20 protein-coding genes are annotated in these 22,578 nt (G+C 70.0%); 6 read left to right on the forward strand and 14 right to left on the reverse strand.

The window, feature by feature from the left end; translation table 11 throughout:
• Nucleotides 1-94 precede the first annotated feature (94 nt).
• The 7 genes from ccsB to hemL form a co-directional block, all read right to left on the reverse strand.
• Nucleotides 95-1,135 carry a c-type cytochrome biogenesis protein CcsB gene (gene ccsB, locus ACU6P3_RS13885; RefSeq protein ID WP_447197883.1) on the reverse strand — a complete coding sequence of 347 codons (1,041 nt, stop codon included), beginning with the start codon at nucleotides 1,133-1,135 and terminating at the stop codon, nucleotides 95-97.
• A 65-nt stretch (nucleotides 1,136-1,200) separates the two neighbouring features.
• The gene (resB, locus tag ACU6P3_RS13890; protein ID WP_447197370.1) at nucleotides 1,201-3,228 is read right to left on the reverse strand and encodes a cytochrome c biogenesis protein ResB; all 2,028 of its coding nucleotides are present in this window, start codon (nucleotides 3,226-3,228) and stop codon (nucleotides 1,201-1,203) included.
• A 62-nt stretch (nucleotides 3,229-3,290) separates the two neighbouring features.
• A complete protein-coding gene (locus ACU6P3_RS13895) occupies nucleotides 3,291-4,028 on the reverse strand; it encodes a cytochrome c biogenesis CcdA family protein (RefSeq protein WP_030742000.1) in 738 nt (245 codons plus the stop codon).
• Between the two features lie 112 nt (nucleotides 4,029-4,140).
• A complete protein-coding gene (locus tag ACU6P3_RS13900; protein ID WP_447197371.1) occupies nucleotides 4,141-4,824 on the reverse strand; it encodes a TlpA family protein disulfide reductase in 684 nt (227 codons plus the stop codon).
• Between the two features lie 77 nt (nucleotides 4,825-4,901).
• Nucleotides 4,902-6,167, reverse strand: coding sequence for a polysaccharide deacetylase family protein (locus ACU6P3_RS13905; RefSeq protein WP_447197884.1), 1,266 nt, complete (start codon nucleotides 6,165-6,167; stop codon nucleotides 4,902-4,904).
• Nucleotides 6,168-6,493: 326 nt separating this feature from the next.
• Nucleotides 6,494-7,141, reverse strand: coding sequence for a histidine phosphatase family protein (locus tag ACU6P3_RS13910; protein ID WP_447197885.1), 648 nt, complete (start codon nucleotides 7,139-7,141; stop codon nucleotides 6,494-6,496).
• Between the two features lie 116 nt (nucleotides 7,142-7,257).
• Complete coding sequence (gene hemL, locus ACU6P3_RS13915; RefSeq protein WP_447197372.1) at nucleotides 7,258-8,589, reverse strand: glutamate-1-semialdehyde 2,1-aminomutase; 1,332 nt, start codon at nucleotides 8,587-8,589, stop codon at nucleotides 7,258-7,260.
• Nucleotides 8,590-8,705: 116 nt separating this feature from the next.
• On the opposite strand from hemL, the gene ACU6P3_RS13920 reads away from it, so the two are divergent.
• Nucleotides 8,706-9,308 carry a hypothetical protein gene (locus ACU6P3_RS13920; protein ID WP_447197373.1) on the forward strand — a complete coding sequence of 201 codons (603 nt, stop codon included), beginning with the start codon at nucleotides 8,706-8,708 and terminating at the stop codon, nucleotides 9,306-9,308.
• Nucleotides 9,309-9,392: 84 nt separating this feature from the next.
• Here ACU6P3_RS13920 and ACU6P3_RS13925 read toward each other — a convergent pair whose 3' ends face one another.
• From ACU6P3_RS13925 to ACU6P3_RS13950, 6 genes are all read right to left on the reverse strand, one after another.
• Nucleotides 9,393-10,511 (reverse strand): hypothetical protein, encoded by a 1,119-nt coding sequence (locus ACU6P3_RS13925; RefSeq protein ID WP_447197374.1) that lies wholly within the window; start codon nucleotides 10,509-10,511, stop codon nucleotides 9,393-9,395.
• Between the two features lie 88 nt (nucleotides 10,512-10,599).
• On the reverse strand, nucleotides 10,600-12,681 hold the full coding sequence (gene fxlM, locus ACU6P3_RS13930) for a methyltransferase, FxLD system (RefSeq protein WP_447197375.1): 2,082 nt from the start codon (nucleotides 12,679-12,681) through the stop codon (nucleotides 10,600-10,602).
• A 21-nt stretch (nucleotides 12,682-12,702) separates the two neighbouring features.
• Entirely contained in the window at nucleotides 12,703-13,977 is a 1,275-nt protein-coding gene (locus ACU6P3_RS13935; protein WP_447197376.1) for a lanthionine synthetase C family protein, read from the reverse strand.
• The gene (locus tag ACU6P3_RS13940) at nucleotides 13,974-16,928 is read right to left on the reverse strand and encodes a lantibiotic dehydratase (protein WP_447197886.1); all 2,955 of its coding nucleotides are present in this window, start codon (nucleotides 16,926-16,928) and stop codon (nucleotides 13,974-13,976) included. Before ACU6P3_RS13940 ends, ACU6P3_RS13935 begins: the two co-directional genes overlap by 4 nt.
• Before the next feature lie 217 nt (nucleotides 16,929-17,145).
• Nucleotides 17,146-17,325 (reverse strand): FxLD family lanthipeptide, encoded by a 180-nt coding sequence (locus ACU6P3_RS13945; RefSeq protein WP_447197377.1) that lies wholly within the window; start codon nucleotides 17,323-17,325, stop codon nucleotides 17,146-17,148.
• Between the two features lie 282 nt (nucleotides 17,326-17,607).
• Nucleotides 17,608-18,054 carry an ATP-binding protein gene (locus ACU6P3_RS13950; RefSeq protein WP_447197378.1) on the reverse strand — a complete coding sequence of 149 codons (447 nt, stop codon included), beginning with the start codon at nucleotides 18,052-18,054 and terminating at the stop codon, nucleotides 17,608-17,610.
• Nucleotides 18,055-18,334: 280 nt separating this feature from the next.
• Here ACU6P3_RS13950 and ACU6P3_RS13955 point away from each other — a divergent pair, with 280 nt between their 5' ends.
• From ACU6P3_RS13955 to ACU6P3_RS13975, 5 genes are all read left to right on the forward strand, one after another.
• Complete coding sequence (locus ACU6P3_RS13955; RefSeq protein ID WP_514414747.1) at nucleotides 18,335-19,582, forward strand: NsdA family TPR-like regulatory protein; 1,248 nt, start codon at nucleotides 18,335-18,337, stop codon at nucleotides 19,580-19,582.
• Nucleotides 19,579-20,118, forward strand: a complete 540-nt coding sequence (locus ACU6P3_RS13960; protein WP_447197380.1) for a GNAT family N-acetyltransferase — start codon at nucleotides 19,579-19,581, stop codon at nucleotides 20,116-20,118. Before ACU6P3_RS13955 ends, ACU6P3_RS13960 begins: the two co-directional genes overlap by 4 nt.
• A gap of 111 nt (nucleotides 20,119-20,229) precedes the next feature.
• Complete coding sequence (locus ACU6P3_RS13965; RefSeq protein ID WP_447197381.1) at nucleotides 20,230-20,508, forward strand: acyl carrier protein; 279 nt, start codon at nucleotides 20,230-20,232, stop codon at nucleotides 20,506-20,508.
• Entirely contained in the window at nucleotides 20,505-21,713 is a 1,209-nt protein-coding gene (gene fabV / locus ACU6P3_RS13970; protein ID WP_447197382.1) for an enoyl-[acyl-carrier-protein] reductase FabV, read from the forward strand. The genes ACU6P3_RS13965 and fabV overlap by 4 nt, the downstream gene beginning before the upstream one ends.
• 19 nt (nucleotides 21,714-21,732) lie before the next feature.
• Nucleotides 21,733-22,056 (forward strand): hypothetical protein, encoded by a 324-nt coding sequence (locus ACU6P3_RS13975; RefSeq protein ID WP_447197383.1) that lies wholly within the window; start codon nucleotides 21,733-21,735, stop codon nucleotides 22,054-22,056.
• Here ACU6P3_RS13975 and ACU6P3_RS13980 read toward each other — a convergent pair.
• Complete coding sequence (locus ACU6P3_RS13980) at nucleotides 21,976-22,515, reverse strand: hypothetical protein (protein WP_447197384.1); 540 nt, start codon at nucleotides 22,513-22,515, stop codon at nucleotides 21,976-21,978. The two genes, ACU6P3_RS13975 and ACU6P3_RS13980, sit on opposite strands and share 81 nt — an antisense overlap.
• Nucleotides 22,516-22,578: the final 63 nt, after the last annotated feature.

A 22,578-nucleotide genomic window follows, 5' to 3' on the forward strand; every position in this document is an offset into this window, starting at 1 on the left:
TCGCCGAATACACCGATGCCCCGCACGGAGTCAAGTCCGTGCGGGGCACTTTCGCATGAAGAGGGTGTACGCGGGCGCACGCCCCCCTCTTGCGTCACACGCCGGCGTACGAGTGCTTGCCGGTCACGAAGATGTTGACGCCGTAGTAGTTGAACAGCCAGCAGCCGAAGGCGATCAGCGCCAGGTAGGCGGCCTTGCGGCCCTTCCAGCCGGCCGTGGCACGGGCGTGCAGGTAGGCGGCGAACGCGACCCAGGTGATGAACGACCAGACCTCCTTGGGGTCCCAGCCCCAGTAGCGGCCCCAGGCGTCGCCGGCCCAGATCGCGCCCGCGATGATCGTGAACGTCCACAGCGGGAAGACGGCGGCGTTGACGCGGTACGCGAACTTGTCGAGCGTCATGGAGGCCGGCAGCCGTTCCATGACGGAGGTGGCGAACCTGCCGGGTGTCAGGCCGGCGGCCAGCTTGGTCTCGTACCGCTCCCGGAAGAGGTAGAGCAGGGTGGCGACCGCGCCGACGTAGAAGACCGCGCCGCAGAAGATGGCCGTGGAGACGTGGATCCACAGCCAGTACGAGTGGAGGGCGGGCACGAGCTGGGCGCTCGCGGTGTAGAGGACCGTGACCGCGAGTCCGAGGTCGAGCAGGACGGTGAGCACCAGCGGCAGGCCCAGCCACCGGACGTTCTTCCTCAGCGCGAGCAGTACGAGGTACACGCCGACGACCACGGTGGTGATCGTGATGTTGAACTCGTACATGTTGCCCCACGGCGCGCGCCGCACGGACAGCGCGCGAGTGAGGACGCCACCGGCCTCCAGGGCCCAGGCGAGGACCATGAGGGAGACGGCGATCCGGCCGTAGAGGTCGCCCTGTTCGTCCCCGCCGTGCGCGCCGGGGCCGTCCGGGACGTCGCGCGCGCCGGGCGCGGAGCGGGTGACGACCTTCGGCCGGTCCAGGACGGCGGTGCCGCCCTTGCCCTCGGCGGCGTCGGCCCGCGCCCGGGCAGCGGCCGGGCCGGCCGCCTTCCCCGTGCCCGTACGGTCGCTCGTCAGCGCGGCCGCCGTGCGGGCGACCTTGCTGCGACTGCCGAAGAGCCACTCCGCCATATGGGCGAAGAAGGCCAGCAGGTAGACGGCCATGGCCGAATAGATCAGCACATTGCTGGTGTTCGCCAGGCTCTCGTTGGTTGCTGCGGCGGCGAGATTCACTTCTCAGGCCCTTCGACAGGCTTCGCTTCAGGCTTCTCTGCGGACTCGGACTCGGACGGGGACTCGGATGCGGGCTCGGATGCGGACTCGGCCGAGGACTTCGGGCGCCCTGGGGGCTTCGGTGACTCCTCCGACGCCGCGGACTTCGGTGGCTCCGGCTCCGCGGAATCTCCAGTGTCGCTCGGCGCGGTGGACGCGTCGCCCGGCACGGCAGGTGCATTGCCCGACGCGGCGGGTGCGTCGCCCGGTGCGTTCGGTGCGTCGCCCGGCGCGGTCGGCGCCTTCTCGTGCACCGCGGCGGCCAGTTCGCCCAGTTCCTCGGGGAGCTTCGCGGACTCGCTGCGGCCGAGCCCGGCCATCTCGACCACGGTCACGCCGTCGGCCCCCCGTACGGCCCTGACCCAGACCCGGCGCCGCTGGATGAACAGCGAGGCGGCCAGTCCGCCGATGGCGGCGATCGCGCCGGCCAGCGCCCAGCCGTCACCGGGCTGTTCGGTGATCTGGAAGCTGGCCCACTCCTTGACGTCCTTCTCGAAGGTGATCGAGCCGGCGCCGTCCGGCAGCGTGAGCTTCTCACCGGGCAGCAGCGTCTTCTTCAGGACGTTGCCGTCCGCGTCCTTGAAGGGCTTCATCTTGCGGGTGTCCAGCTGGTACACGTTCTGCGGCAGCCCGGAGTCGACGCCCAGGCTGCCGTGGTACGCGCCCACGTTGAGCACCGGGAAGTCGAGCGCGGGGAACTGGGAGAACATCTGACCCGAGCCCTTGCCGCCGTACGTCGGCACGAAGAAGGCCGCGAAACCCAGTTGGTCCCGTTCGCCCTTCTTGTCGCGATATCCGTCCATGACCTTGATGGCGCCCGTGGACGAGACGTTGTTGTCGACGGGCAGCAGCGGCACCGCGCCGTTGTAGACGACCTTGCCGCGCCCGTCCCGGACGGTGACGACCGGCGCGTACCCGTGCGCGTTCAGGTAGACCTTGGTGTTGTCGATCACCAGCGGCTTGTTGACCTCGACGACGGACCTGCGCTCCTCCGTGCCGTTCCCGACGGTGTAGCGGAGGTCGGCCTTGTACGTGCGCGGGGTGCCCCGCTGCGGTCCGGTCCGCTCGTACGTCCCCGTGAACTTGTCCAGGGTGAAGGCGAACGGTTCGAGGTCGTCGGGGTCGAACAGCGAGCCGGACTTGAAGTCGTCGTACTGGAGGAGCGTGTTGGCGAAGCCGTCGCCCTCGACGATCAGCTTGCCGCCCTCGGACTTCAGCAGCTGTCCGCAGGCGAACGCGACCAGCATCACGATCAGCGCGACATGGAAGATCAGGTTCCCCGCCTCGCGGAGGTAACCCTTCTCGGCGGCGACCGCGTCACCGGCGACGTGCGAGCGGAACCGGCGCTTCTTCAGCAGCGCGCGCGCCGCCTCGCGGACGGCCTCCGGCTCGGCGGCGGTGCGCCAGGTGGTGTACGCGGGGAGCCGGTCGAGCCGCCCCGGCGCGCGCGGCGGGCGGGCCCGCAGCTGGCCGACGAACTGCCAGGTACGCGGGACGATACAGCCGATCAGCGAGACGAACAGCAGGATGTAGATCGCGGAGAACCACACCGAGCTGTAGACGTGGAAGAGCTGGAGCTTGTCGTAGACCGGCGCGAGGGTCTCGTGCCGGTCCTTGAACTCCTGCACCTTGAGCTCGTCGATCCCGGTCTGCGGGATCAGCGAGCCGGGGATGGAGGCGAGGGAGAGCAGGAAGAGGAGGATCAGCGCCACGCGCATGGAGGTGAGCTGCCGCCAGAACCAGCGCAGCCAGCCGATGATCCCGAGGGTGGGGCCGCCGACGACCGTCCCGTCGCGACCCTCGCCCTCCTCGCGCGGGGCGGTGGACAGGCGGGCGGCGGCGGCATCGTCGCCCGAATCGGCCGTGCCGCCCGAACCGGCCGAAGCCCCCGAACCGCCCGAGCCGGCCGAAGCCCCCTGGCGCTCCGGGCCGGGGGCCGTGTTCTGACCGGCGGCCGTGGTCTCGTCGGTCTCTGTCTCGCTCATGGAATCACTCGCGGAATTCTTGCTCGTGGGTGGCGTAGGGGCCGAACGCCTCGGTCATGGCGCTAGATCCCCACCGTGAAGCCGTCGGACCAGGACTGCGTCTGCTGCACGAGCAGGTCCCAGGCCCCGGTGATCAGCGCCAGCCCGGTCAGGATCATCATCACGCCGCCGATCCGCATGACCCAGGCGTAGTGCCGCTTGACCCAGGCGAAGGCGCCGAGCGCCCTGCGGAACGCCACCGCCGCGACGACGAACGGCAGCCCGAGGCCCAGGCAGTACGCCACGGTCAGTATGGCCCCGCGCCCCGCGCTGCCCTGACTGAGGGCGAGGGTGTTGACGGCGGAGATGGTCGGCCCCAGGCAGGGCGTCCAGCCGACCCCGAAGAGCGCGCCCAGCAGGGGGGCGCCCGCGAGGCCGGTCACCGGCCGCTTGTGCAGGCGGAACTCCCGCTGGGTGAGCCAGGGCATCAGCCCCATGAAGAACGCGCCCATGAGGATCATCAGCGCGCCCAGCACCTTGGACACCACGTCCCGGTAGCTCTGGAGCGTCGCGCCGAAATACCCGAACAGGGCCCCGCCCGAGACGAAGACCACGGTGAACCCGAGGACGAAGAGGGCGGCGCCGGCCGCCATCCGGCCCCGCCGGGCGTCCGCGAGGTCGGTGCCGCTGACACCGGTGACGTACGAGAGGTAGCCGGGCACGAGCGGCAGCACGCACGGCGAGAAGAACGAGACGAGCCCGCCGAGCAGCGCGATCGGCAGCGCGAGCAGCAGCGCCCCGCTGTAGACGGTCTCGTTCATGCCGGAGGTCGCGGCGAGCGCGGTGTACGTGCCGGGGGACGCGGCGAGCGCGGCGTACGCGTCGGAGGGCGCGGCGAGCAGTCCGGGGGCCGCGGCGAGAGCCTGCACGGGATCACTTCTCCGCGATCAGCGGGTCGATCATCTTGCGCAGCTTGGTCTCGTCCAGCGCCATCAGCGAGCGGGCCGCGACCTTGCCCTCCCGGTCCAGCACGATCGTGGAGGGGATGGCCTGCGGGTTGAGGTTGCCCTTGGGGAAGCCGGTGACGATCAGCTTGCCCGTCGGGTCGTAGAGGCTCGGGTAGCGGACGCCGTAGTCCTCCTCGAAGGCGAGGGCGGGGCCCTTGTTGGGATCGCGGGTGTTGATCCCGACGAACGCCACCCCCTTGGCCTCCGTCTCCTCCGAGACCTTCGCGAAGTGCGGGGCCTCGGCGCGGCAGGGGCCGCACCAGGAGCCCCAGACGTTCAACACGACGATCTTGCCCTTGAGGTCGGCGACGTCGAGCTTCTCCCCCTCCAGGGTCTCGCCCGCGAGCGTGTTGACGGGCTTGCGCTCACCCTTCGCGACGGTGGAGATACCACCCGTGTTCGTCACGAAGTTGGTGTCGCCGCCACCGCCGGACGTGCCGCCGCCCGAGCACGCGGAGAGCGTCAGCGCGGACACGGCGACGGCCGCGACGGACAGCAGCGCGCCGCGGGGACGGCGGCGCGGCGTGGGCTGCACAGCACGAAGGCGCCGGCCCGTCGGCAGGACGGGCCGGCGCCCGGTCGGGCGTCGGGGGGCGCGGCCTGAGTTCATGTGAAAAGTTTCGCATGGGCGATTCAGGGATCTTGCCCACCCCCCTGCTTGCCCGTTACGGGCGCTAAAGCTGCTTGTCAAGCCGCCTTAAAGAAAGCGTTCCACCCGCCCGCCGGTGCCTGTCCCGGCTGCAGGGTGCGCAACTTCGTGAGGACGGCGGGGTCCTGGACGTCGAGCCAGTCGACGAACTGCCGGAAGGACACCAGCCGCACGTCCTTCTTTCCCGCCATTCCCTTCAGCGCCTCTTCCACGGCGTCCATGTAGATACCGCCGTTCCACTCCTCGAAGTGGTTTCCGATGAAGAAGGGGGCGCGATTCGACTCGTACGCCCGGTTGAAACCGCCGAGGTACGCCTCCGTGGCCTGCTTGCGCCATGCCGGGTAATTCGCGGGGGGACCCTTGGTCGAATTCTGCGACTGGTTGGCGAGTATGTTGTAGTCCATCGAAAGGACTTCGAAGCTGTGGCCGGGGAAAGGCATTCCCTGGAGCGGCAGGTCCCATATTCCCTGCTTCTGCTCCGGCCACATCTGGTGGCCACCCGGGGAACTGGCGTCGTAACGCCAGCCGAGCTTCTTCGCGGTCGGCAGCAGGTTCTCCTGCCCGAGCAGGCACGGGGTCCGACCGCCCGTCAACTCCTCGCGGTAGTCGAAGGGCAGCGGCTCGAGGTCCTTCCAGCCCGTATTCGTACGCCACTCGGTGACGAAGGACACGGCCTGGTCTATCTCGCTGCGCCACTGCCCGGGAGTCCAGTTGGCCCCGGAACCGGAGCCGGCGCAGAAGTGGCCGTTGAAGTGGGTGCCTATCTCGTGGCCGTCCAGCCAGGCCCGGCGCACGTTCTCCAGGGTGGCCTTGACGTGGTCGTCGGTGAGATAGCCGATGTCGGAGGCGCCGACCGGGTTGTTCGGCGGGCGGTAGAGCGTCTTCTTCGACTCGGGCAGCAGGTAGATCCCGGAGAGGAAGAAGGTCATGGCCGCGCCGTGGTCCTTGGCGAGGTCCAGGAAACGCGGGAAGAGACCGTTGCCGACCTCGCCCGCGCCGTCCCAGGAGAAGACGACGAACTGCGGCGGCGTCTGACCGGGCTCCAGGGGAACGGGCTGGGGCGGCTGGTGCGGCTGCTTCCCGGTGTGCGCCGTGGACCCGTCGCCTATGGGCCGGACGTTCTTCCCCGGACCTTTGCCGCCGTTCTTTCCAATGGCGTTCTTTCCATTGCCGTTCTTCCCCCCGTCGCCAGCTCCGCCGGGGAGATGCGGCTTACCGCTGTCGGAGCCGCACGCCGCGAGCCCCATCGCGGCGGCGGCCCCCATTCCGGCTCCGAGCAGACCCCGTCGGCTGATGTCGCGCATTACCGTTCCCATCCGCGCTCGTTACTTCGTCGGCCGTTCATACGTGCGTACGATCGGCAGCACGGAAGAGGGTGACACGTGCGGGTGGGGTTCCAACAATTGTCGAACTTTTAATTGCCTTTACTTGCGTAACAGCGTCTGTGACGGGAAGCGTCAGACGCCGGACACGGCGCGTTACGCGCCAAGCGCCAAGCGCCAAGCGCCAAGCGCCAAGCGCCAAGCGGTGCATATCAGGCGGCGGGCAACGCGCATACCGGGTGGGGCGTCGGCCCACGTCGGCGGGCGACGCGCGTAGCGCGAGGGGCAGAGGCAGGGGCAGGGGCCGCTCAGGCCCCGTACGCCTTCGTGCCGCCCTTCACCGGCCTGGCACCGGCCAGGAGATGGGCGGGGACGAGATCGCGCGCGGGCTCGGAGTAGCCGACGGAGATGATCTTGTCCCCCCGGTAGGTGAAGGTCGTCAACGAGGCGAGCGTGCACTCCCGCCGGCGCGGATCGTGCCAGAGCCGGCGCCGCTCCACGAAACTGCGCACGATCCAGATCGGCAGCTGGTGGCTGACGCAGACCGCCTCGTGCCCACGGGCGGCGTCCCGCGCCGCGTTCAGGGCGGCGAGCATCCGTACGACCTGCTCCACGTACGGCTCGCCCCAGGACGGCCGGAAGGGATTCGTCAGGTGCTTCCAGTTGGCCGGCCGGCGCAGCGCGCCGTCGCCGACGCCGAAGTTCTTGCCCTCGAAGACGTTGGCCGCCTCGATCAGCCGGCCGTCGGTGGCGAGGGCCAGCCCGTGCGCCTGGGCGATGGGGGACGCGGTCTCCTGGGCACGCTCCAACGGGGAGGCGACGACATGGGTGATGTCGCGCTCCGCGAGATGCTCGGCGACCCGGTCCGCCATCTTCCGGCCCAGGTCGGAGAGGTGGTAGCCGGGCCTGCGGCCGTAGAGGACGCCGTCCGGGTTGTGGACCTCCCCGTGGCGCATGAGGTGGACGACGGTCAGGTCGCTCCTCTCGCCCCTCGTCCCGTCCTTCTTCTCTTCGTTCTTCGTCTCGCCGTTCGTCTCGTCGTTCTTCTCGTCGTTCTTCTCGTCGATCTCGCTCACGCGGCACTCTCCGGTTCGGTGGCTTCGGCGGCGGCGCGGGCCGCGGCGGGCAGGGCCGCGGCGATCCGCTCGATCGCGCGGTCGTCGTGCGTGGTGGAGACGAACCAGGACTCGAAGGAGGACGGCGGCAGGTAGACGCCGTCGGCCAGCATCGAGTGGAAGAACGGGGTGAAGCGGAACGACTCCTGCCGCTTCGCGTCCTCGTAGTCGTGGACCTCGTCGTCGGTGAAGAAGACGGAGAACATGTTGCTCGCCGTCTGGACGCGGTGGGGGACGCCCTCCTTGTCGAGCGCCTCGCTCACCAGCGCCTGGACCTGGCGCGAGACGGCGTCGACCTTCGCGTACTCCGCGTCCCCGAGCAGCCGCAGCTGCGCGAGGCCCGCGGCCGTGGCGACCGGGTTCCCGGAGAGCGTGCCCGCCTGGTAGACCGGGCCCGCCGGGGCGAGCCGGCCCATGACGTCGGCGCGCCCGCCGAACGCGGCGGCGGGGAAGCCGCCGCCCATGACCTTTCCGAACGTCATCAGATCGGGTACGACTCCGTCGATCCCGTACCAGCCGGCCTTCGACGTACGGAACCCGGTCATGACCTCGTCGGAGATGTAGAGCGCGCTGTCGGCAGCGCACAGTTCCTTGAGCCCGGCGTTGAACCCGTCGCGCGGCGGCACGACACCCATGTTGCCCGGTGACGCCTCCGTGATCACGCAGGCGATCTCGCCGGGGTGCGCGGCGAAGGCCGTCCGTACGGCGTCGAGGTCGTTGTAGGGCAGCACGATCGTGTCCCCCGCCTGCGCCCCGGTCACCCCGGGCGTGTCCGGCAGCCCGAACGTGGCGACCCCGGAGCCGGCCGCGGCCAGCAGCGCGTCGACGTGTCCGTGGTAGCAGCCGGCGAACTTCACGACCTTCGCGCGCCCGGTGAAACCCCTGGCCAGCCGGATGGCGGACATGGTCGCCTCGGTCCCGGACGACACGAGCCGCACCTGCTCGACGGGCGCCACCCGGGCCACGATCTCCTCGGCGAGCGCGACCTCGCCCTCACCGGGCGTGCCGAAGGACGTACCCCGCGCGACCGCGGCCTGGACGGCCTCGATGACCTGGGGGTGGGCGTGACCGAGAATCATCGGACCCCACGAACACACGAGGTCCACGTATTCGCGGCCGTCCGCGTCGGTGAGGTACGGACCGCGACCGGACACCATGAACCGGGGCGTACCGCCCACGGCGCGGAAGGCGCGCACGGGAGAGTTCACGCCGCCGGGCGTCACAACGGCCGCGCGGTCGAAAAGCGTCTGCGAAACTGGGGCGTCAAAGGGATGGCTCACAGAATCCATGGTGGCAGAGGTTCGGACGTTCTTGCGGGCTGGTGTTTCACGTGCCGTTCGTGGGGGAGGTCACTGTCACGATGATCGGGTTGCGCGGCCATGGCTGCGAGTGGTCGGGTGGAGATATGCATCGCGGTGGCGGACTGGGTGAGGGGACCGACGGCCTGGGTCCGGAGCCGGCCAGGCGGGGGAAGCACCGTCGTGGCGAGCGCGATGCGCGGGGGCGCTCCTCGGAATCCTCGGGCTCGGAGCGGTCCGAGGATGCACCGGAGATCAGGAGTGGTGGCCGGGTGGGGGTGACCTACAAATACTTCGGCGCGCCCGACGGCGCGACGGCCGCCCGCGTACCGATTTCCATGCGCCCGGAGGAGCTGGGCGGCGACGAGCTCGGCATGGGCGGCATGTTCACGAAGATCAAGCCCGAGACGATAGCGGCGATGGTCCTGACGGGAATTCAGGGAATGCCGCTGCACAAGGTCCCGCCGCTCGAACTGGTCGTCCTGCACCCGGATTACGCGGTGGTCAAGCTCCCCATGACGGTCGTCGACCCGCTGCGCGGCGTCGGCGAGGAGTCGGTGGGCGCGGCGGCGTTCATCTGGTCGACGGTCCCGGACAGGGGCGGCCCGAGGGACGCGTACAACGTGTACCAACTGCTGCACGAGTGGCAGGACTTCTCCAAGAGGCTGCACGAGAACGGCCACCAGCCGTACTGCCTGGTGTGGCCCTGACCCGAGGCGTGAGTTGACGTTGTCGGTCGGGGCGGGCTTCGTGTCTTGCCGCCCCGCCGAGTACCGACAGTAACCGTCGGGCGGTCAGGGCACGTCGCGGGCCCGTGGGTGCCCGAGGCTCTTCCGAATCACGCTGTCGCCAACGCGCAAAGCAGCGGCCAGTTGCACCCACAGCTCCTCGGGGATGGCCCCCGCCCCAAGAGCGCAGGCACGTAACAAAGCGTGGCAGTCGTGACCTTGCCGGTCCGTGGCAAGCGCGGCGAACAGAGGGTTCGCGAGGATCTCGCGGGCCGCGTAGCCGTCTTCGGCGTCCGTCGTCCTGCGGTGGAGGTCCGCGACGACGCGGTGCGCGGCGGGCGAATCAGCGGAGCCGAGCGCGTCCAGGACGGTTAGACCGAGCCGGATGTCGAACACGGTCATCCCAGGTTCGGCCTGCCGCTCGGAGTAGGTCGTCACCAGGTCCGCCAGGTGGCCGTTCACCGGCTGCCCGGCGTCGGGTCGGCACAAGACGGTCAGGCATGCCGTGACGGCCTGCTCCCAAGGGTCGCCCGGCATCGTGTCGGCGAGGAGAGCAGCGGCCCCTGCCGTGTTGTTCGCACTGAGGGCGGCGAGTACGGCGACCTGCCGACCGTCGAGCATCCGCTGCCCGATGCCATGGTGGGCTTCGATGTGCGCCAGGGCCTCGGCCCATCGCCTCTCGGTGGTGAGGGTGCGCGTGCCGTCGGCGAGGAGGACGCGCCACAGCCACGCGCGAACTTCCTGGCGGTCTTCTGCGGTCGCTGTGAGGTCCGCAGGTACGGTGACGCCCTCGAACCGTGCCGCTGTGCCCGTCTCGACGGCCTTGTACAGGTCGAGGAGTCGCTGGCGCCCCTCATCGGCGTGGCCGGCGCGGATCTGGAGGCGGGCGAGGTTGACGACCGGTTCCAGCCCTCGGATCGCGCTCATGCCGGGCAGGGGGCAAGCGTGGAGGTAGGCGGCGGCGTGCTGGTGGCACATCTCGCGGGCGAGGTCGGGGAGGGCAAGGTCGGAGGCGATGAGCGCGGCCTGGTTGTAGACGGCTGATGCGAGCCCCTGGTCGGCCTTTTTCACTGCGGTGTCGGCCAGGTCGACGAGTGCGCGTACGCGTTGAGGCAGGGGTAGGCAGGCGGGGCGGAATCGGGCGACGAGCGGGAAGCGCTGGGCTGTGAGGCCGTGCGGGTCCATGGATCCCCCGGATCGAGAGTGAGGGCTGCTGAGGCGGCGGTGCCTGCCAGTCGTGTGCCGGCGGGCACCGTCCGCTAGGGGTGGGGCGTCAGCACCAGTCGACGACGATGCGGTTCAGCGGGGTGTCGAGGGCGAAGAAACCGGGGCGCTGCTCGATCTCGGGGGCGTCGAGAGGCTGGATCTCGAACCTGACCTCACGGTCGCGGTAGTCGCGGTCCCAGGTGCGGATGGCATCGGCGACCCTCGCGGCCAGCTCATCGCTGCCGGGGCCGTGGCCGACGACGCCGAATTCCCAGAGCTTGCCACCCTCGGGGGTCTTCTTCTTCGAAAGGCGCCGGGCGAGGTAGGTGACGGCACCCTTGTCGACGACCGCGGTCGACGAGGGGTAGGGGTCCTCGGTGAGCAGAGTGCCCTTGGCGCTCTGGGGGAACAGCATCCGGATCAGGCCGGAGGGCAGGGAGCAGGTGACGAACAGTTCCATCCACTCCGGCGACTCCATGGCGCGGACCGTCATACCGGTCCACTCCTCGGTGCGCGGCTGGTCAAGTACGCCCGCGAGGGCGTCGGCGTCGATGTTGAGCCCGGCGGGGGCCTGGAGTCGTACGGCGCCGTCCGTGCTGAGAGGGATCACTCGGCGGTCGTCGTCAGCGATGCCCCGCCGGAGCGGCATGAAGGTGTTCATCTCGCTGCCGAGGGACACCCACCGGCCGTCGCGCTGCTCGTAGGCGATGGAGCGGGAGACGGTGCCCTTGAGGCGCTGGGGGACGAGGAGCCGGCCGCCGGGTGCGAGCTGCTGCAGCCAGGCGTGCGGTACGCCGTGCGCGCCAACGGTGGCGATGATCCGGTCGTACGGCGCTGCTTCGGCGTAGCCGAGAGCCCCGTCGCGGGTCACGGCCTCGACGTTGGTGATTCCGGCGGCGGCGAGGTGCGTGCGGGCACCTTCCACGAGGTCGTCGTCGACATCGAGGGTGGTCACGTGTCCGTTCTCGCCGACCAGGTGGGCGAGCAGACCGGCGTTGTAGCCGCTGCCGGCACCGAGTTCGAGGATGCGCTCGCCGGGCCGGGCGTCGAGCTGGTCCAGCATGAGGGCGACGACGCCTGGCTGGGAGGCGCAGGAGATGGACGTGCCGTCGGTGTCGTACTTGATGTGTACGGGTTCATTGGCGTAGGCGTATTCGAGTGACGCCTCGGGCACGAACACGTGGCGGGGCACGGTCCGCAACGCGGTCTCGACGGCAGTGGCGCGGGCGTGTCCGTCCGCACGGAGCTGGTCGACGAGGGCGTTACGAAGGCGCTCGGCGTCCGCCGTGGGGGTGGTGATCGTGTCGGTGTTCACCGCGCTGACGCTATCGATCTCGGCCGTTGCGCCGGTGGGCGACTCGGTGTGGTCACTCGTTCCCATGACTACCTCTCGTGCGATGTGGGACAGAGCGCTCTGGTCGTCGCGGAGGAGACCGGCGCGGTTGGCGTGGAAGATCACGTGATGGGCGATGACGGCTCGCAGGCCGCGGGTGAGAGCGCCGCGGCCTGCGAGGTCGGCGAGCGTGGCTCCTGTCCGTTCGAAGGCGGTAACCCACTCGTCATACCTGTGCAGTGGACCGTTCGGGCAGCAGAGGCTGTGCGCATCCGCGGTCATCAACTTCTGTACGGGCGAGATCAGTTCGGCGGCTCGTTCGCGTGGTGGTGGATTGGTGGCTGGTCTAAGGGCTGCGACTTTCGCCCATACGTCGCCCTGTTCGAACCAGTCGAGTCCAGCGCCGCGCATCAGGGCGCTCGCGAGCAGGATGGCGGTTTCCCGACGTCCCAAGTGCATCGGGCCCGGCTGGTAGGTGAGCAGGTGGCGGGAGTCGCTGTGGAACAGTTCGTGGGCCGCGTCCATGGCCTCGGGTCCGCCGAAGGTGTCGGTCTCGGGCTCGTAGATGCTGGGCAGGCACGACACGGCCACACCGTCGCCGATGAGATCGCTCAGGAGCGCCTCGATGGCTGGTGAGGGCTTGTCGGCGAGGTAACGCAGCGGCCAGGGCTGCTTGTTCATGAACCACCAGCCGGTGAGCTGCCCGTCGGCCTCTGCCTCGATCAGGCTAGGGGCGAGGCGTTCGGCGATGGTGCGCCGGGCACTCTCGCGGTCGACGAAGGTGATGTTGTGCTGTTGCCAGTGGTCGGGAGGCATAGAGATCCTTCGGTCGGTGGATCAGGCGATGAGGAGGCATGCGTCCCAGGCGGACCGGGGTGGTGCGGCGGTGCTGGACACGAGGAGGGCCAGGGCTATGCCGGCGGCGCCGTCGAGGAGGCCGGGGCCGCCTTCCTCGTCCTGGATGAGCGCCTTGGCCATGAGTTCGGGGTCGGTGCCCGGTGGGATGACCGCAGCCAGGAGAGCTGGGATCGCGACTCGGAGCTTTCCCGCGGTTGAGGGGTGGGCGTCGTCGGCCGTCCGCGCGGCAGCGTGGGCGAGGCCGGCGAACCCGTGGCAGAGGCCGTTGTCCGTTGTGGCCTTCAGCTGGTCGGGATCGGTGAGGGCGGCCACGAGCGCGTTCTCCGCGTCGATCTGGCGTCGGGTGTCGCCGAGGGCGAGCGCGGCAAGTTGCTGGGCGCGGGCGAGGCCGGCGGTGCCGTAGCACCAGGACGGTCGCCGGGGCGCGGACGAGGCGAGACGCGCCCTGCGCAGCTCGCCCCGAGTGACCCAGTACGGCCAGACCGGCCCGCCGTCGGCTCTCTGCTTCCAGCGGTCCAGCCAGGTCAGGATGGTGTGCAGTGCCGCGTGGTGCCCGTCGGTCACGGAGCCGTTCCGAGCGGCGAGGGCCAGGAGCGCGAGTACTCCGCCGATGCCGTGCGCCATGCCGGTGTTGGCGTGTCCGCCGGGGAATCGGTCGTCCGGACTGCCGGAGGGCCCGGTCTCCGTCCACCAGCCCGGCAGGGTCTCGTCGTGGTGGGTGATCGGTTCGGTGAGACGCACGCAGTAGTCGAGAACGGCGCGCATCGTGGAGCTGCGGGGGTTTCGGCGCAGTAGGTAGGCGCCGTATCCGGTGAGGCCCCGGATGGCGTCGAACTCGGCGAGTTGCGGCAGGCGTCCGGCGTCGATGCGGCGGTGTGCGGCGTCGAGACGGCGTCCGACGTCGACGGCGATCTGTCCGTCCATCGCGTCGAGGGCTCGCTGGTAGGAGCCGGGAAGGTGGTCGGCGGCACAGCTCAGGGCGTGGGCGAAGGCGGGCACTCCGTAGAACGGGTGGCTGTCCGGGCCGCTGGTGAGCGGCTGCCGACAGGCGGCGGCGAGCCAGGCGTGGGCGCAGTGCCTCGGGCCGAGGCCGCTCGCGGCCCGCTCGATGTGAAGGAGCGCGATTCCGGGCGGGCCGTAAGCAAGGTGCTGCCGGTCCGAGGACAGCGTCCTGGAGCCGAGGGGCACGGTGTCGGGATCGGCGAGCCGGGCGGCGATGGCGTCGACCAGGCCGAGCGTGGGGTGGGCGGTCACGAGGCCCTCCCACGGGTGCGGGCGGTCCAGGCCAGGGCGGCGGCACGCGCCAGGTAGAGGCACACCTCTTCCTCCGGGAAGTTCACGGCGACGTGGCGCACGAAATGGACGTGCAGTAGGGAGGTCAGGACGTCGTCGACGGCGATGCCCTGGGTGTCCGGGCCGGGCAAGTGCGGCCGGTACGCGGCGAGCGCCGTGTCCCGGTCGGCCCATCCCGACACGATGGCGTCCCCGCCTGGGACGCGGCGCAGCGCCGACCAGTCGTCGCTCGGGTCGGCGAGCCGTACGGCGTCGATGAACTGCGGGCGTGGAACCGGTTTGGGGACTGTCGGCGGGATGTGGTCGATCAGCCACCGCATCCCGGCTGCGGTGCTGCCGAGGAACGTGGAGGCGATGGCGACGGTGTGGGCCGCCACCAGCGTGCGCTGGCTGGGGCGCTGTGGCTGCATGAGCTGGGACAGGATGGCGCGCGAGTCCGCCCGGAACACCTCCTCGGCTGCCTCCCATGCGGTACCGGAGCCCCAGCGGCCCATCTCCCGGTAGGAGGTGGGATAGCGCAGGTCGGCCAGCAGGCCGATGCTTCGTAGCTCGTCGGCCCAGGCGCTCACCGTTCGGGCCGTGTCGGCGAAGGCTTCCGGGTCGGGGAGGGCGATGCGTACGCGGAGGTGCTGGTCCGGGTCGCGGAAGCGGATGAACCACCACGGCGGGTTGCCGAGTCGTTCCACGAGGTCGGGCAAGTGCCGGGAGAGCAAGACGACTTGGCGGCGGGGGTCTCCGTACAGGGCGGCCAGAAGAACCGAGGAAGAGGCAGGCGTCTGCATCTGGGCCGCAGACAGGGCACGGGCCCGGCTGGGGGCCGGCAGCGGCGGCCATGCCGACGGCCTGGTTGCTTTGAGGGGCACCACGACCTCGTGAGCTCGCCCTCCGCACCAGCCGTACGCCTCCGGTTCCGGAGCCTCGACGAGCACGGCCAGGCGCGCATGGTCCAGGTGCTGACGCAGGAGCGCTCGGTGGCCGGCCTCGTCGAGGTCGAGGAAGAGATGTCGGTCGTCCTCAACGAGATGGACGCGACACGGCAGCCTCCGCCGGACACGCCAGTCGCTGAGCGCGGCGTCCCACTCAGCCCGAGGGCGGGCATGGCCGGGCAGTTCGGACGCTTCCAGCCGCCAGCGTGCCGGAGCCAACACGGTGCGGCCGTACCGCAGGCGCGGTAGGAACGGCATCGCCGCCGCGGCGCCCCAGTCGAAGACGGTGACCTGCGCACACTGGGCACGGGACAGTTCGGTGAGAAACCGCGCCAACGGCGGGGTGTGCGTGTGCGGGTTCAGCGCGTTCATCCCGACGGCCTCGACGCGATGTCCGCGCTCGGGGACGGCGAGGTACATGCGGCGGCCGTCGCACCCCACAGCCAAGTCCTCCGGGGTGAGGACGGTGTCCTGCGGGGCTCGGTGCTCCTGAAGGCTGATCACGGTGGGCAGCACCTGTGGGGAGCGGGTGACGTGGGCGCTCTTGGGGAGCAGGGGTGGGAAAGAGAGCTGCGCGGGCATGGTGTTGCCGTCTGCGGCCGGGAGGTCGGCAAGCTCTGTGACCAGGGCCTCCCGTTCGGCGGGGGCCAGCACGCTGAGGAATCGGCCCGTGGAGACGCCGACACCACGGGACACGCTTACGACCTCCAGTCGAAACCGCCCGCGCTGCAACTCCTCCAGGCTGGCCGCGTACACCCGCACCCCGATCTCCAAATGCGGCGGCAGCCGAGGTTCGTCGGGACCCACGCCCAGCGCCTCAATCTGTTCGTCCGTGAGGATCACTTCGTCACACCCGTCGAGCGCGGCGGCCTGAGCCAGCCGTACGAGGGCGTCATCCCGCGCCGAGACGCGGGGCCTGCGTGCGCCGGCCGGAGCGCCGGGGTAGCCGTCGGGATAACCAGTGCCGCTGTCCGCCACCACCTTTGCGAGCGGCACCATCGTGCCGATGCCGTACCGCTCGTAGAACCGCTGGTGGTACTCGTTCCAGGCAGCGGTCCCGTACGGGCGGGTGCTTACACGGGTGAGGACGAGGGCGGCGCGCTCGATCTCTCGGGCGACCGCTTCCGGCAGAACGATCCGCGCGTCCAAGCGCAGGTCGAGCGCGACGGGGTGGCGGCGCAGCCCCGGAACGAGGGCACACATCCGTGCCGTAATGCTGTCCCGGCCGCCGCGCGTGGCGCACTTCTCCAGACCCGCCCGGACCCTGTGCAACTCGCGCACCGTCTCCGCGACCGAGGCGAGGCTTCCGGCGTCGATCGCGTCGAGTTGGTCGAGCAGATACCCGAGCGCGTCGGTCTCGGTGCTCGGCGCGTGCAGGCTCGTGATCAGCACGCGCCGCCGGATCAGCTCCGCCAGGAGACGGCGCGCCTTCGCCGGGCCTGCCTCGGGGAACTCCGCCCGGAGCCTGTCCACAAGCGTCTCGAACCGGACCGGCGCCCGGCTCGCGGCGAGAACCGCGCGGAGCGGTACGGTCAGGGCCAGGGACGCCTCGACCGCGCGAGGCCCGTCGTCCTGAATATCGGTCTGGAACGGCACGATAAGCCGGTCTCCTCGGCTCGTCATGGTGTTGTTGACGACAACCGGTAACCGTTCAAGGAGGTCCGGGCACGACTCCAACCATTCGACCACCGCGGCCAGCCACTCAGCCCCGGCACGGCCGACGACCACGTGCTCCCCACCCCAGCCGGCACGCGCCTGAGGGCCGAACCGCGCGGTGGCCACGCCGGCGAAGAGGCCGAAGGGGGTTGCCCGGTGTTGGGCACGTAGTAGGTAGTGGGCTACGGACGACGCCGTACGTCGCACGTCCCGGTGGGAAGGATGCCCGGCACTGCACAGCGCCCGTGCCCGCGCGGCCAGGGTCGGACTGGAGTACTGGAGCGCCTCGGCGACTTCCTCTTTCGCCCAGACCGCGCGCAGCCAGGCCACGCCGTCCGCCGGCCCCTCGGGCAAGCGGTCATCGAGGTCAGGGATCCGAGGAACCGGGAGAAACGGCCGGGCCACGGCGCGTACGAGAACGGTAGAGCCGGTTCGAAACGCTGCGGGTCGAGCAACCACCATTGCCTCCGTGGGCGAGGGGGCTGGGTGTCCGGTGCCGCAGCGTCGGGACGCGGCGGCACCGGACACGGGTGTAGTGGGGTCCGCGTCAGGCGACGTTGGTGGTGCAGGCGCCGCAGGTGGACCCGCAGTTGTCGTCGGTCAGGTTGACCACGCCCGCCGGGTCGGCGATCTCCACGAGAGAGACGTCCAGGTCGAAGCCGTCCGGTGCCCCCGGGATCTGTGGGCGCACGTCGGTGCGGCTGGGAACTACCGTGCTGCGCGTCATGCTTCACTCCTTGTGATCGTTCAGGTGTTGTTCGGCCGGGATGGCCACCAGGTGCCGTTGGGGAGAGCTCTTCCAGGCGGCTGGCTCTCGGACGGTTCCTGGCCGCCCGGCGCGAGGGATGTGCTCCGCGTGGGAACTTCTTGCGGGCTGTCCGCCTCACACCGGGAAGTCGTGTGCCGGAGGCTGATCAGGCCGACGCCGGTCGCCGACCGGGGAAGTAGGCGAGAGCCTGGACCTTGAGGCGGTCGAGGCACGCATACGAGGGCGCCACGGCCGGAACACTCACGCGCCCGCCTCCGTGCGAAGCTCGGCCCAGACTTCTTTGGCCCATGGGCGTCTGCCCGAGCCGTACAGGTCGCAGCCCCAGCGATCGGCGACGGCGTCGATGAGGAGCAGTCCGCGACCGGCTTCGTCGTCGTACTCGGCCTGGCCGAGTACGGGCAGACGGGACGGCTCCCGGTCCACGACCCCAAGACGCACTCGTCTCGCGCTCGGACGACGGACGATGAGACGGACGTCGGGGCACGGGGCGTGCCTGGAGGCGTTGGCGATCAGCTCTGTGACGATCAGCGCGGCCGGGTCGGCAAGGTCGTCGAGTTGCCATATGCCCAGGACGTCCAGAATGATCCTGCGGCCGATCTCGGCCGTGGCGGGCTCGTTCGGGAGGCTGTGGCTGTACGCGGGGTGGCCGACAGCTGTGGCATCGACCGGCGTTCTCAGACTCGTCATCGAGGTGGAGCCTTCGTGTCGTCTCGGCGCCCGGCCCGTACCCGTGGAGGAACCTCAGGGACAGGCCAGGCCGTCAACAGCCGCCCCGCACGGTGGAATGCGACCGGGGCGACCAGCACCAAGCCAACTCCCGTTCCCGGCAGCCTGGTTAGGGCGTTCGCCAGCTCATGCACGACAACGAGATAGGGTGTTTTGACCTGCTCTTTACCTGGCGAGTGGGGATCGTGCGGGCTACCTTGCCTGCATGGACACCACCCGCAACACCGTTCTTGAGGCGTGGATGGCCGAGCACGGCTACAGCTCCAACAGCCTTGCTGAGTCCGTGAACAGGGCCATTGATCGGTTGACCGGGCGCCTTGGCGGACTCGACGGATCATCGGTCCGGGCATGGAAGGCGGGCCGGGTCACGTGGCCGAAGTCAGCCGCGCGCAGGGCACTTGAGGACGTCAGCGGACTGCCTGCCGTCGCTTTAGGGTTCGTGCCACGGGGCCGGCCTTCGTCCAGCCCAGCCCCACCGCAGCAGGAGGACTCCGACATGAAGCGCCGTACCCTCGTCGGCGGCATCGCGGCAGCCGCCGCGGCGGCTGCCGCGCCCGGCACCGCATCCCCGCGCCGTATCGGCATGAGCGACGTCAACCGCCTGAACAAGCGCTTCGCCGAGATCATCGCCAGCGACCACCGGCACGGTGGACAGCTCGGCATCGAACAGCGAGCCGCCGCCCTCGCCGACGAGGCGCTGAACCTCCAGAACGCCGGAAGCGCCACCCAGCGCGTACGCAGCAGCCTCTACGCCTCCGCGGCCGCGTTCCGCTCCTCGGCGATGTGGGCCGCCATCGACGGCCGACGCCACGACGTCGCCAAGGCACATATGCGCGAGGCCCAGGCACTCGCCGAGATGTCCGGCGACCAGGCGATCAAGTTCCGTATCTGGAGCCACGCGGGCACCATGTACCGGCACATGGGCCGCCCCGCCGACGCGCTCGCGGCCAACGACGTCGCCCGCAGCCTCCACCTCACACGCCGGGACCCCCTGTTCGCCTCCCTCGGCATGGCCCGTCAGGGCGCCATCCAAGGCGGTGCGCAGGACCGCACCAGCACCCGCCGCGCGTTCGACCAGGCACAGGACGCCATGCTGCGCGCCGACCCCGCCGACTACCGGCCGGTGTGGATGCTCGCCTTCTACGACCAGGCCGAGCTGGACTCCCTGGCCCTCTCCGCGCACTTGGCGCTCGGCGACTACCCGACCGCCGAGTACCACGCCCACCGTTGTCTGTCGGCCCTCCGGCCCCACATGGTCAGGTCCCGGGCCATCACCACGACCCGGCTCGCCCACGCCCAGCTCGCCCAGGGCGACGCCGACGCCGCCACGGCCACCGCCATGAAGATCCCTGCCGACGCCGCCACCCGACACGCCCGTGTCTCGCGCATGCTGCAGGAGTTCGGTGCCGCTCTCCGCGCCACCGCGTCCGGCAGCGTCACCGTCCAGACCTGGACCGAGCACACCACCACCTGGAGGATGGCCGCATGACCACGGCGCCCGCCATCGACCTGCGCATCTTCACCGCCCTCGCCCCCGTCCGCGGCGATCTCCTCGACGTGTACGCCGACGTGCGCGCCCCGCTCCTCCACCTGCCGAACTACGCGGTCACCGCATTCGGCGAACGCCTGGACCGGCACGCCACCGAACCGGGCTTCACTGCCGTCCTCGCCTACGCCGGCGGGCACCCGGTCGGCTACGCCTACGGCAACACCATCGAGCACGGCGATCGCTACTGGCAGCGCACCAGCCCGGCACCGGCGCGGAAGTACACCGAGCGTCCAGCCGTGGCCCTGAAGGAGATCGGCGTCCGGCCGGCCTGGCGGAAGACCGGCACCGCCCGCCGCATCCATGACGCCCTCCTCGCCGCACGCGACGAGCCCTTCGTGACGCTCATGGTCAACCCGGCCGCCGGCGACGGAAAGGTCCGCGCGCTCTACGAATCGTGGGGCTACGAGGACATAGGCCAGAGCCAGCCATCCCCGGCCTCGCCGGTGCTCACCGTGATGATCCGGGCCATCCGCTGACTGGCGCCCATGACAGCCGCCTTCTCCAAGGAGCGCAGGGCGGCGACGACTGCCCAGCCTTCCCATCGCCGCACTGCTGTCCCGTACGGATCGCACGGCGGGAGAAGGAGCGTGAGCGACCGGACGGCGGCCAGCGTCGTGGTGGCCCTGGCTTTGATCACCGGCCGACCGCAGGAGGCGTGCGAGCGACCCGCGGCCGTACTCGAACACGACCTGGGTGTGGACAGTCTCGCGCTGCTCGAAGTGGTGGAGACCCTCCAAGAGCGCTTGGGCATTACTGTCCCGGACGAGGTGACCGCCCGTGTCCGCACGGTCGCAGACTTGCAGGATGCGGTGCGACCTCTGGTCACCGCCTCCGCGTCCACGACCTCGAAGGACACAGCCTCATGAGCGAACGCGTCATCACGCCCCGTAACCGCGGTTTCCTGTTCATCGACTCCCACCCGGCAGGCTGCGAGCGGGTGGTGAACGACATGTGGCAGGCCGCCGCCCCTTCCGTGCCCGTTCCGGACAACGCGCCCGTCGCGCTCATCATCGGATCGTCCGCCGGGTACGGGCTGGCCGCCACCATCGCCGGTCTGGCGCGGGTCGGCATCCGGGGCATCGGTGTCAGCTTCGAGAAGGCACCCGAGCGGCGTACCGGGACCGCCGGCTGGTATCGGACCGCCGCCACCGCGGAACTCGCCCGTCAGCACGGCCGCGACATGGTGTTCCTCAACGGTGACGCCTTCTCCGACGCGATGAAGGACCAGGTGGCCGAACTGATCGAGCGGCGCTTCGGCGGACGGCTCGACTACCTCATCTACTCGGTGGCCGCTCCGCGCCGTACCGATCCCGACACAGGCGTCACCTATGCCTCCGTGCTCAAGCCGATCGACGAGGTGTACCGGACGAAGACCCTCGTCTTCGACGGCGAGGGCAAGCCAGAGGTGAAGAACGTCGAAACGCAGCCGGCCGCAAGCGACGACATCGAGCAGACGGTGGCCGTGATGGGCGGTGCCGACTGGGAGCGGTGGATCGACCACCTCGCCGATCGAGGACTGCTCGCCGACGGCTTCACCACGGCCGCGCTCTCCTACATCGGCTCCACGCTGACCGGCGCGATCTACCGGCAAGGCACCATCGGAGCCGCCAAGAGCCACCTCGAGGAGACCGCACGTACGCTCGACGAGCGTCTGGGCAAGCTCGTCGGCGGCCGGGCGCTGACCTCCGTCAACGCGGCGGCCGTCACCCAGTCCAGCACCGCCATCCCCGGAATCGCCCTCTACGTGGGGTTGCTTCGCGGCGTCCTCGGCGACGCGATGGTGCCGCCCATCGCCCAGCTCGCCGAACTGTGGGACCAGCTCACCGGAACCTGCCCGCTCGACCTGGACGCCGAAGGCCGCGTACGCCTCGACACCTGGGAACTCGAACCCGGCGTCCAGACCGCCGTCGCCGAACGGTGGAACACCGCCACCACCGAGACCATCGACAAGCTCGCGGACATCCGATGGTTCCACGCCGAAGTCGAACGACTTTACGGCTTCGCCGTGCCCGGCATCGACTACACCCAGCCGGTCGAGACCGATGTCCCCTGGCCCGACTCCACTCCCTGACACCTCTCGGAGGAACGCCGTGCAGCTACCGTCCCACGGCACGCTCATCTCCTGGCAGCAGGAGCTGGAAGCGAAGCTCACCCGCCTCGCCTCTGACACGCGGTTCACCGCCCGGATCAGTGAGCCGCTCGTGCACGAAGCGGCCGTCGCCTACCTGACCCGTCCGAGCAAGAGGCTGCTCGGCATGGCGTTCCTCCACGCCGCCCACATGCTCGGCTGCGACGAGTACCGGTTCCATGACCTCATCGCCGTCTCGGCCGCGCTACCGCTCCGCATGGCACAAGAACTGCCAGCCCAGTACGGCCAGGGCAAGTGTCTGCGCGATGGAGACGATCACGAGTAAAGGCTGAACAGCGGGAGAGCACCAGAAGACGGTCACGCAGATCACCGGCGAGGCCAAGTACGTGAACAGATCCACAGCGCTCTGCAGTCGCTTGCGCGTGCTGCGTCTCGCATCGTCGCGGTGGTACATCTCCCAGCCGAACACCGCGCCGTGGGCGCCGCTGAGCTCGGCCAGCCGCGGCCCTAGCTGGTCGCGGATGTAGCCGCCGATCGCCGAGATCTTCTCGTCGTTGACAAGGTAGGTCCAGCCCAGGACCAGGCAGATCACGGGGACGGCGAGCAGTAGTTGAGCCTGCCCGCTCTGGACGGTGATCGCCAGGACCGCCGTGGACGCGGCGAGCGTGAAGTACAGCAGGTTGTCACGGAATCCTATCCGGGTTTTTTGCTCCTCCTTGATGCGGTCGTACTCGGCCAGCAGCAGTCTGCTTTCGGTGACGTCTTCCATGGCGGCCACGGCCATTCCTAAGCTCGAGTCCCGGCTGGGCTGATGAGTGGACGGGCAGGGCTCCGGCGATACGGCCCC

Source organism: Streptomyces hebeiensis (assembly GCF_052983195.1).

Bases quoted from the DNA above. Each gene is read 5' to 3' on its own strand.
- ccsB (WP_447197883.1), bottom strand. From the start codon at position 1,135: ATGGCCGTCTACCTGCTGGCCTTCTTCGCCCATATGGCGGAGTGGCTC.
- resB (WP_447197370.1), bottom strand. From the start codon at position 3,228: ATGAGCGAGACAGAGACCGACGAGACCACGGCCGCCGGTCAGAACACG.
- ACU6P3_RS13895 (WP_030742000.1), bottom strand. From the start codon at position 4,028: ATGAACGAGACCGTCTACAGCGGGGCGCTGCTGCTCGCGCTGCCGATC.
- ACU6P3_RS13900 (WP_447197371.1), bottom strand. From the start codon at position 4,824: ATGAACTCAGGCCGCGCCCCCCGACGCCCGACCGGGCGCCGGCCCGTC.
- ACU6P3_RS13905 (WP_447197884.1), bottom strand. From the start codon at position 6,167: ATGCGCGACATCAGCCGACGGGGTCTGCTCGGAGCCGGAATGGGGGCC.
- ACU6P3_RS13910 (WP_447197885.1), bottom strand. From the start codon at position 7,141: ATGCGCCACGGGGAGGTCCACAACCCGGACGGCGTCCTCTACGGCCGC.
- hemL (WP_447197372.1), bottom strand. From the start codon at position 8,589: ATGGATTCTGTGAGCCATCCCTTTGACGCCCCAGTTTCGCAGACGCTT.
- ACU6P3_RS13920 (WP_447197373.1), top strand. From the start codon at position 8,706: ATGCATCGCGGTGGCGGACTGGGTGAGGGGACCGACGGCCTGGGTCCG.
- ACU6P3_RS13925 (WP_447197374.1), bottom strand. From the start codon at position 10,511: ATGGACCCGCACGGCCTCACAGCCCAGCGCTTCCCGCTCGTCGCCCGA.
- fxlM (WP_447197375.1), bottom strand. From the start codon at position 12,681: ATGCCTCCCGACCACTGGCAACAGCACAACATCACCTTCGTCGACCGC.
- ACU6P3_RS13945 (WP_447197377.1), bottom strand. From the start codon at position 17,325: ATGACGCGCAGCACGGTAGTTCCCAGCCGCACCGACGTGCGCCCACAG.
- ACU6P3_RS13950 (WP_447197378.1), bottom strand. From the start codon at position 18,054: ATGACGAGTCTGAGAACGCCGGTCGATGCCACAGCTGTCGGCCACCCC.
- ACU6P3_RS13955 (WP_514414747.1), top strand. From the start codon at position 18,335: ATGGCCGAGCACGGCTACAGCTCCAACAGCCTTGCTGAGTCCGTGAAC.
- ACU6P3_RS13960 (WP_447197380.1), top strand. From the start codon at position 19,579: ATGACCACGGCGCCCGCCATCGACCTGCGCATCTTCACCGCCCTCGCC.
- fabV (WP_447197382.1), top strand. From the start codon at position 20,505: ATGAGCGAACGCGTCATCACGCCCCGTAACCGCGGTTTCCTGTTCATC.
- ACU6P3_RS13980 (WP_447197384.1), bottom strand. From the start codon at position 22,515: ATGGCCGTGGCCGCCATGGAAGACGTCACCGAAAGCAGACTGCTGCTG.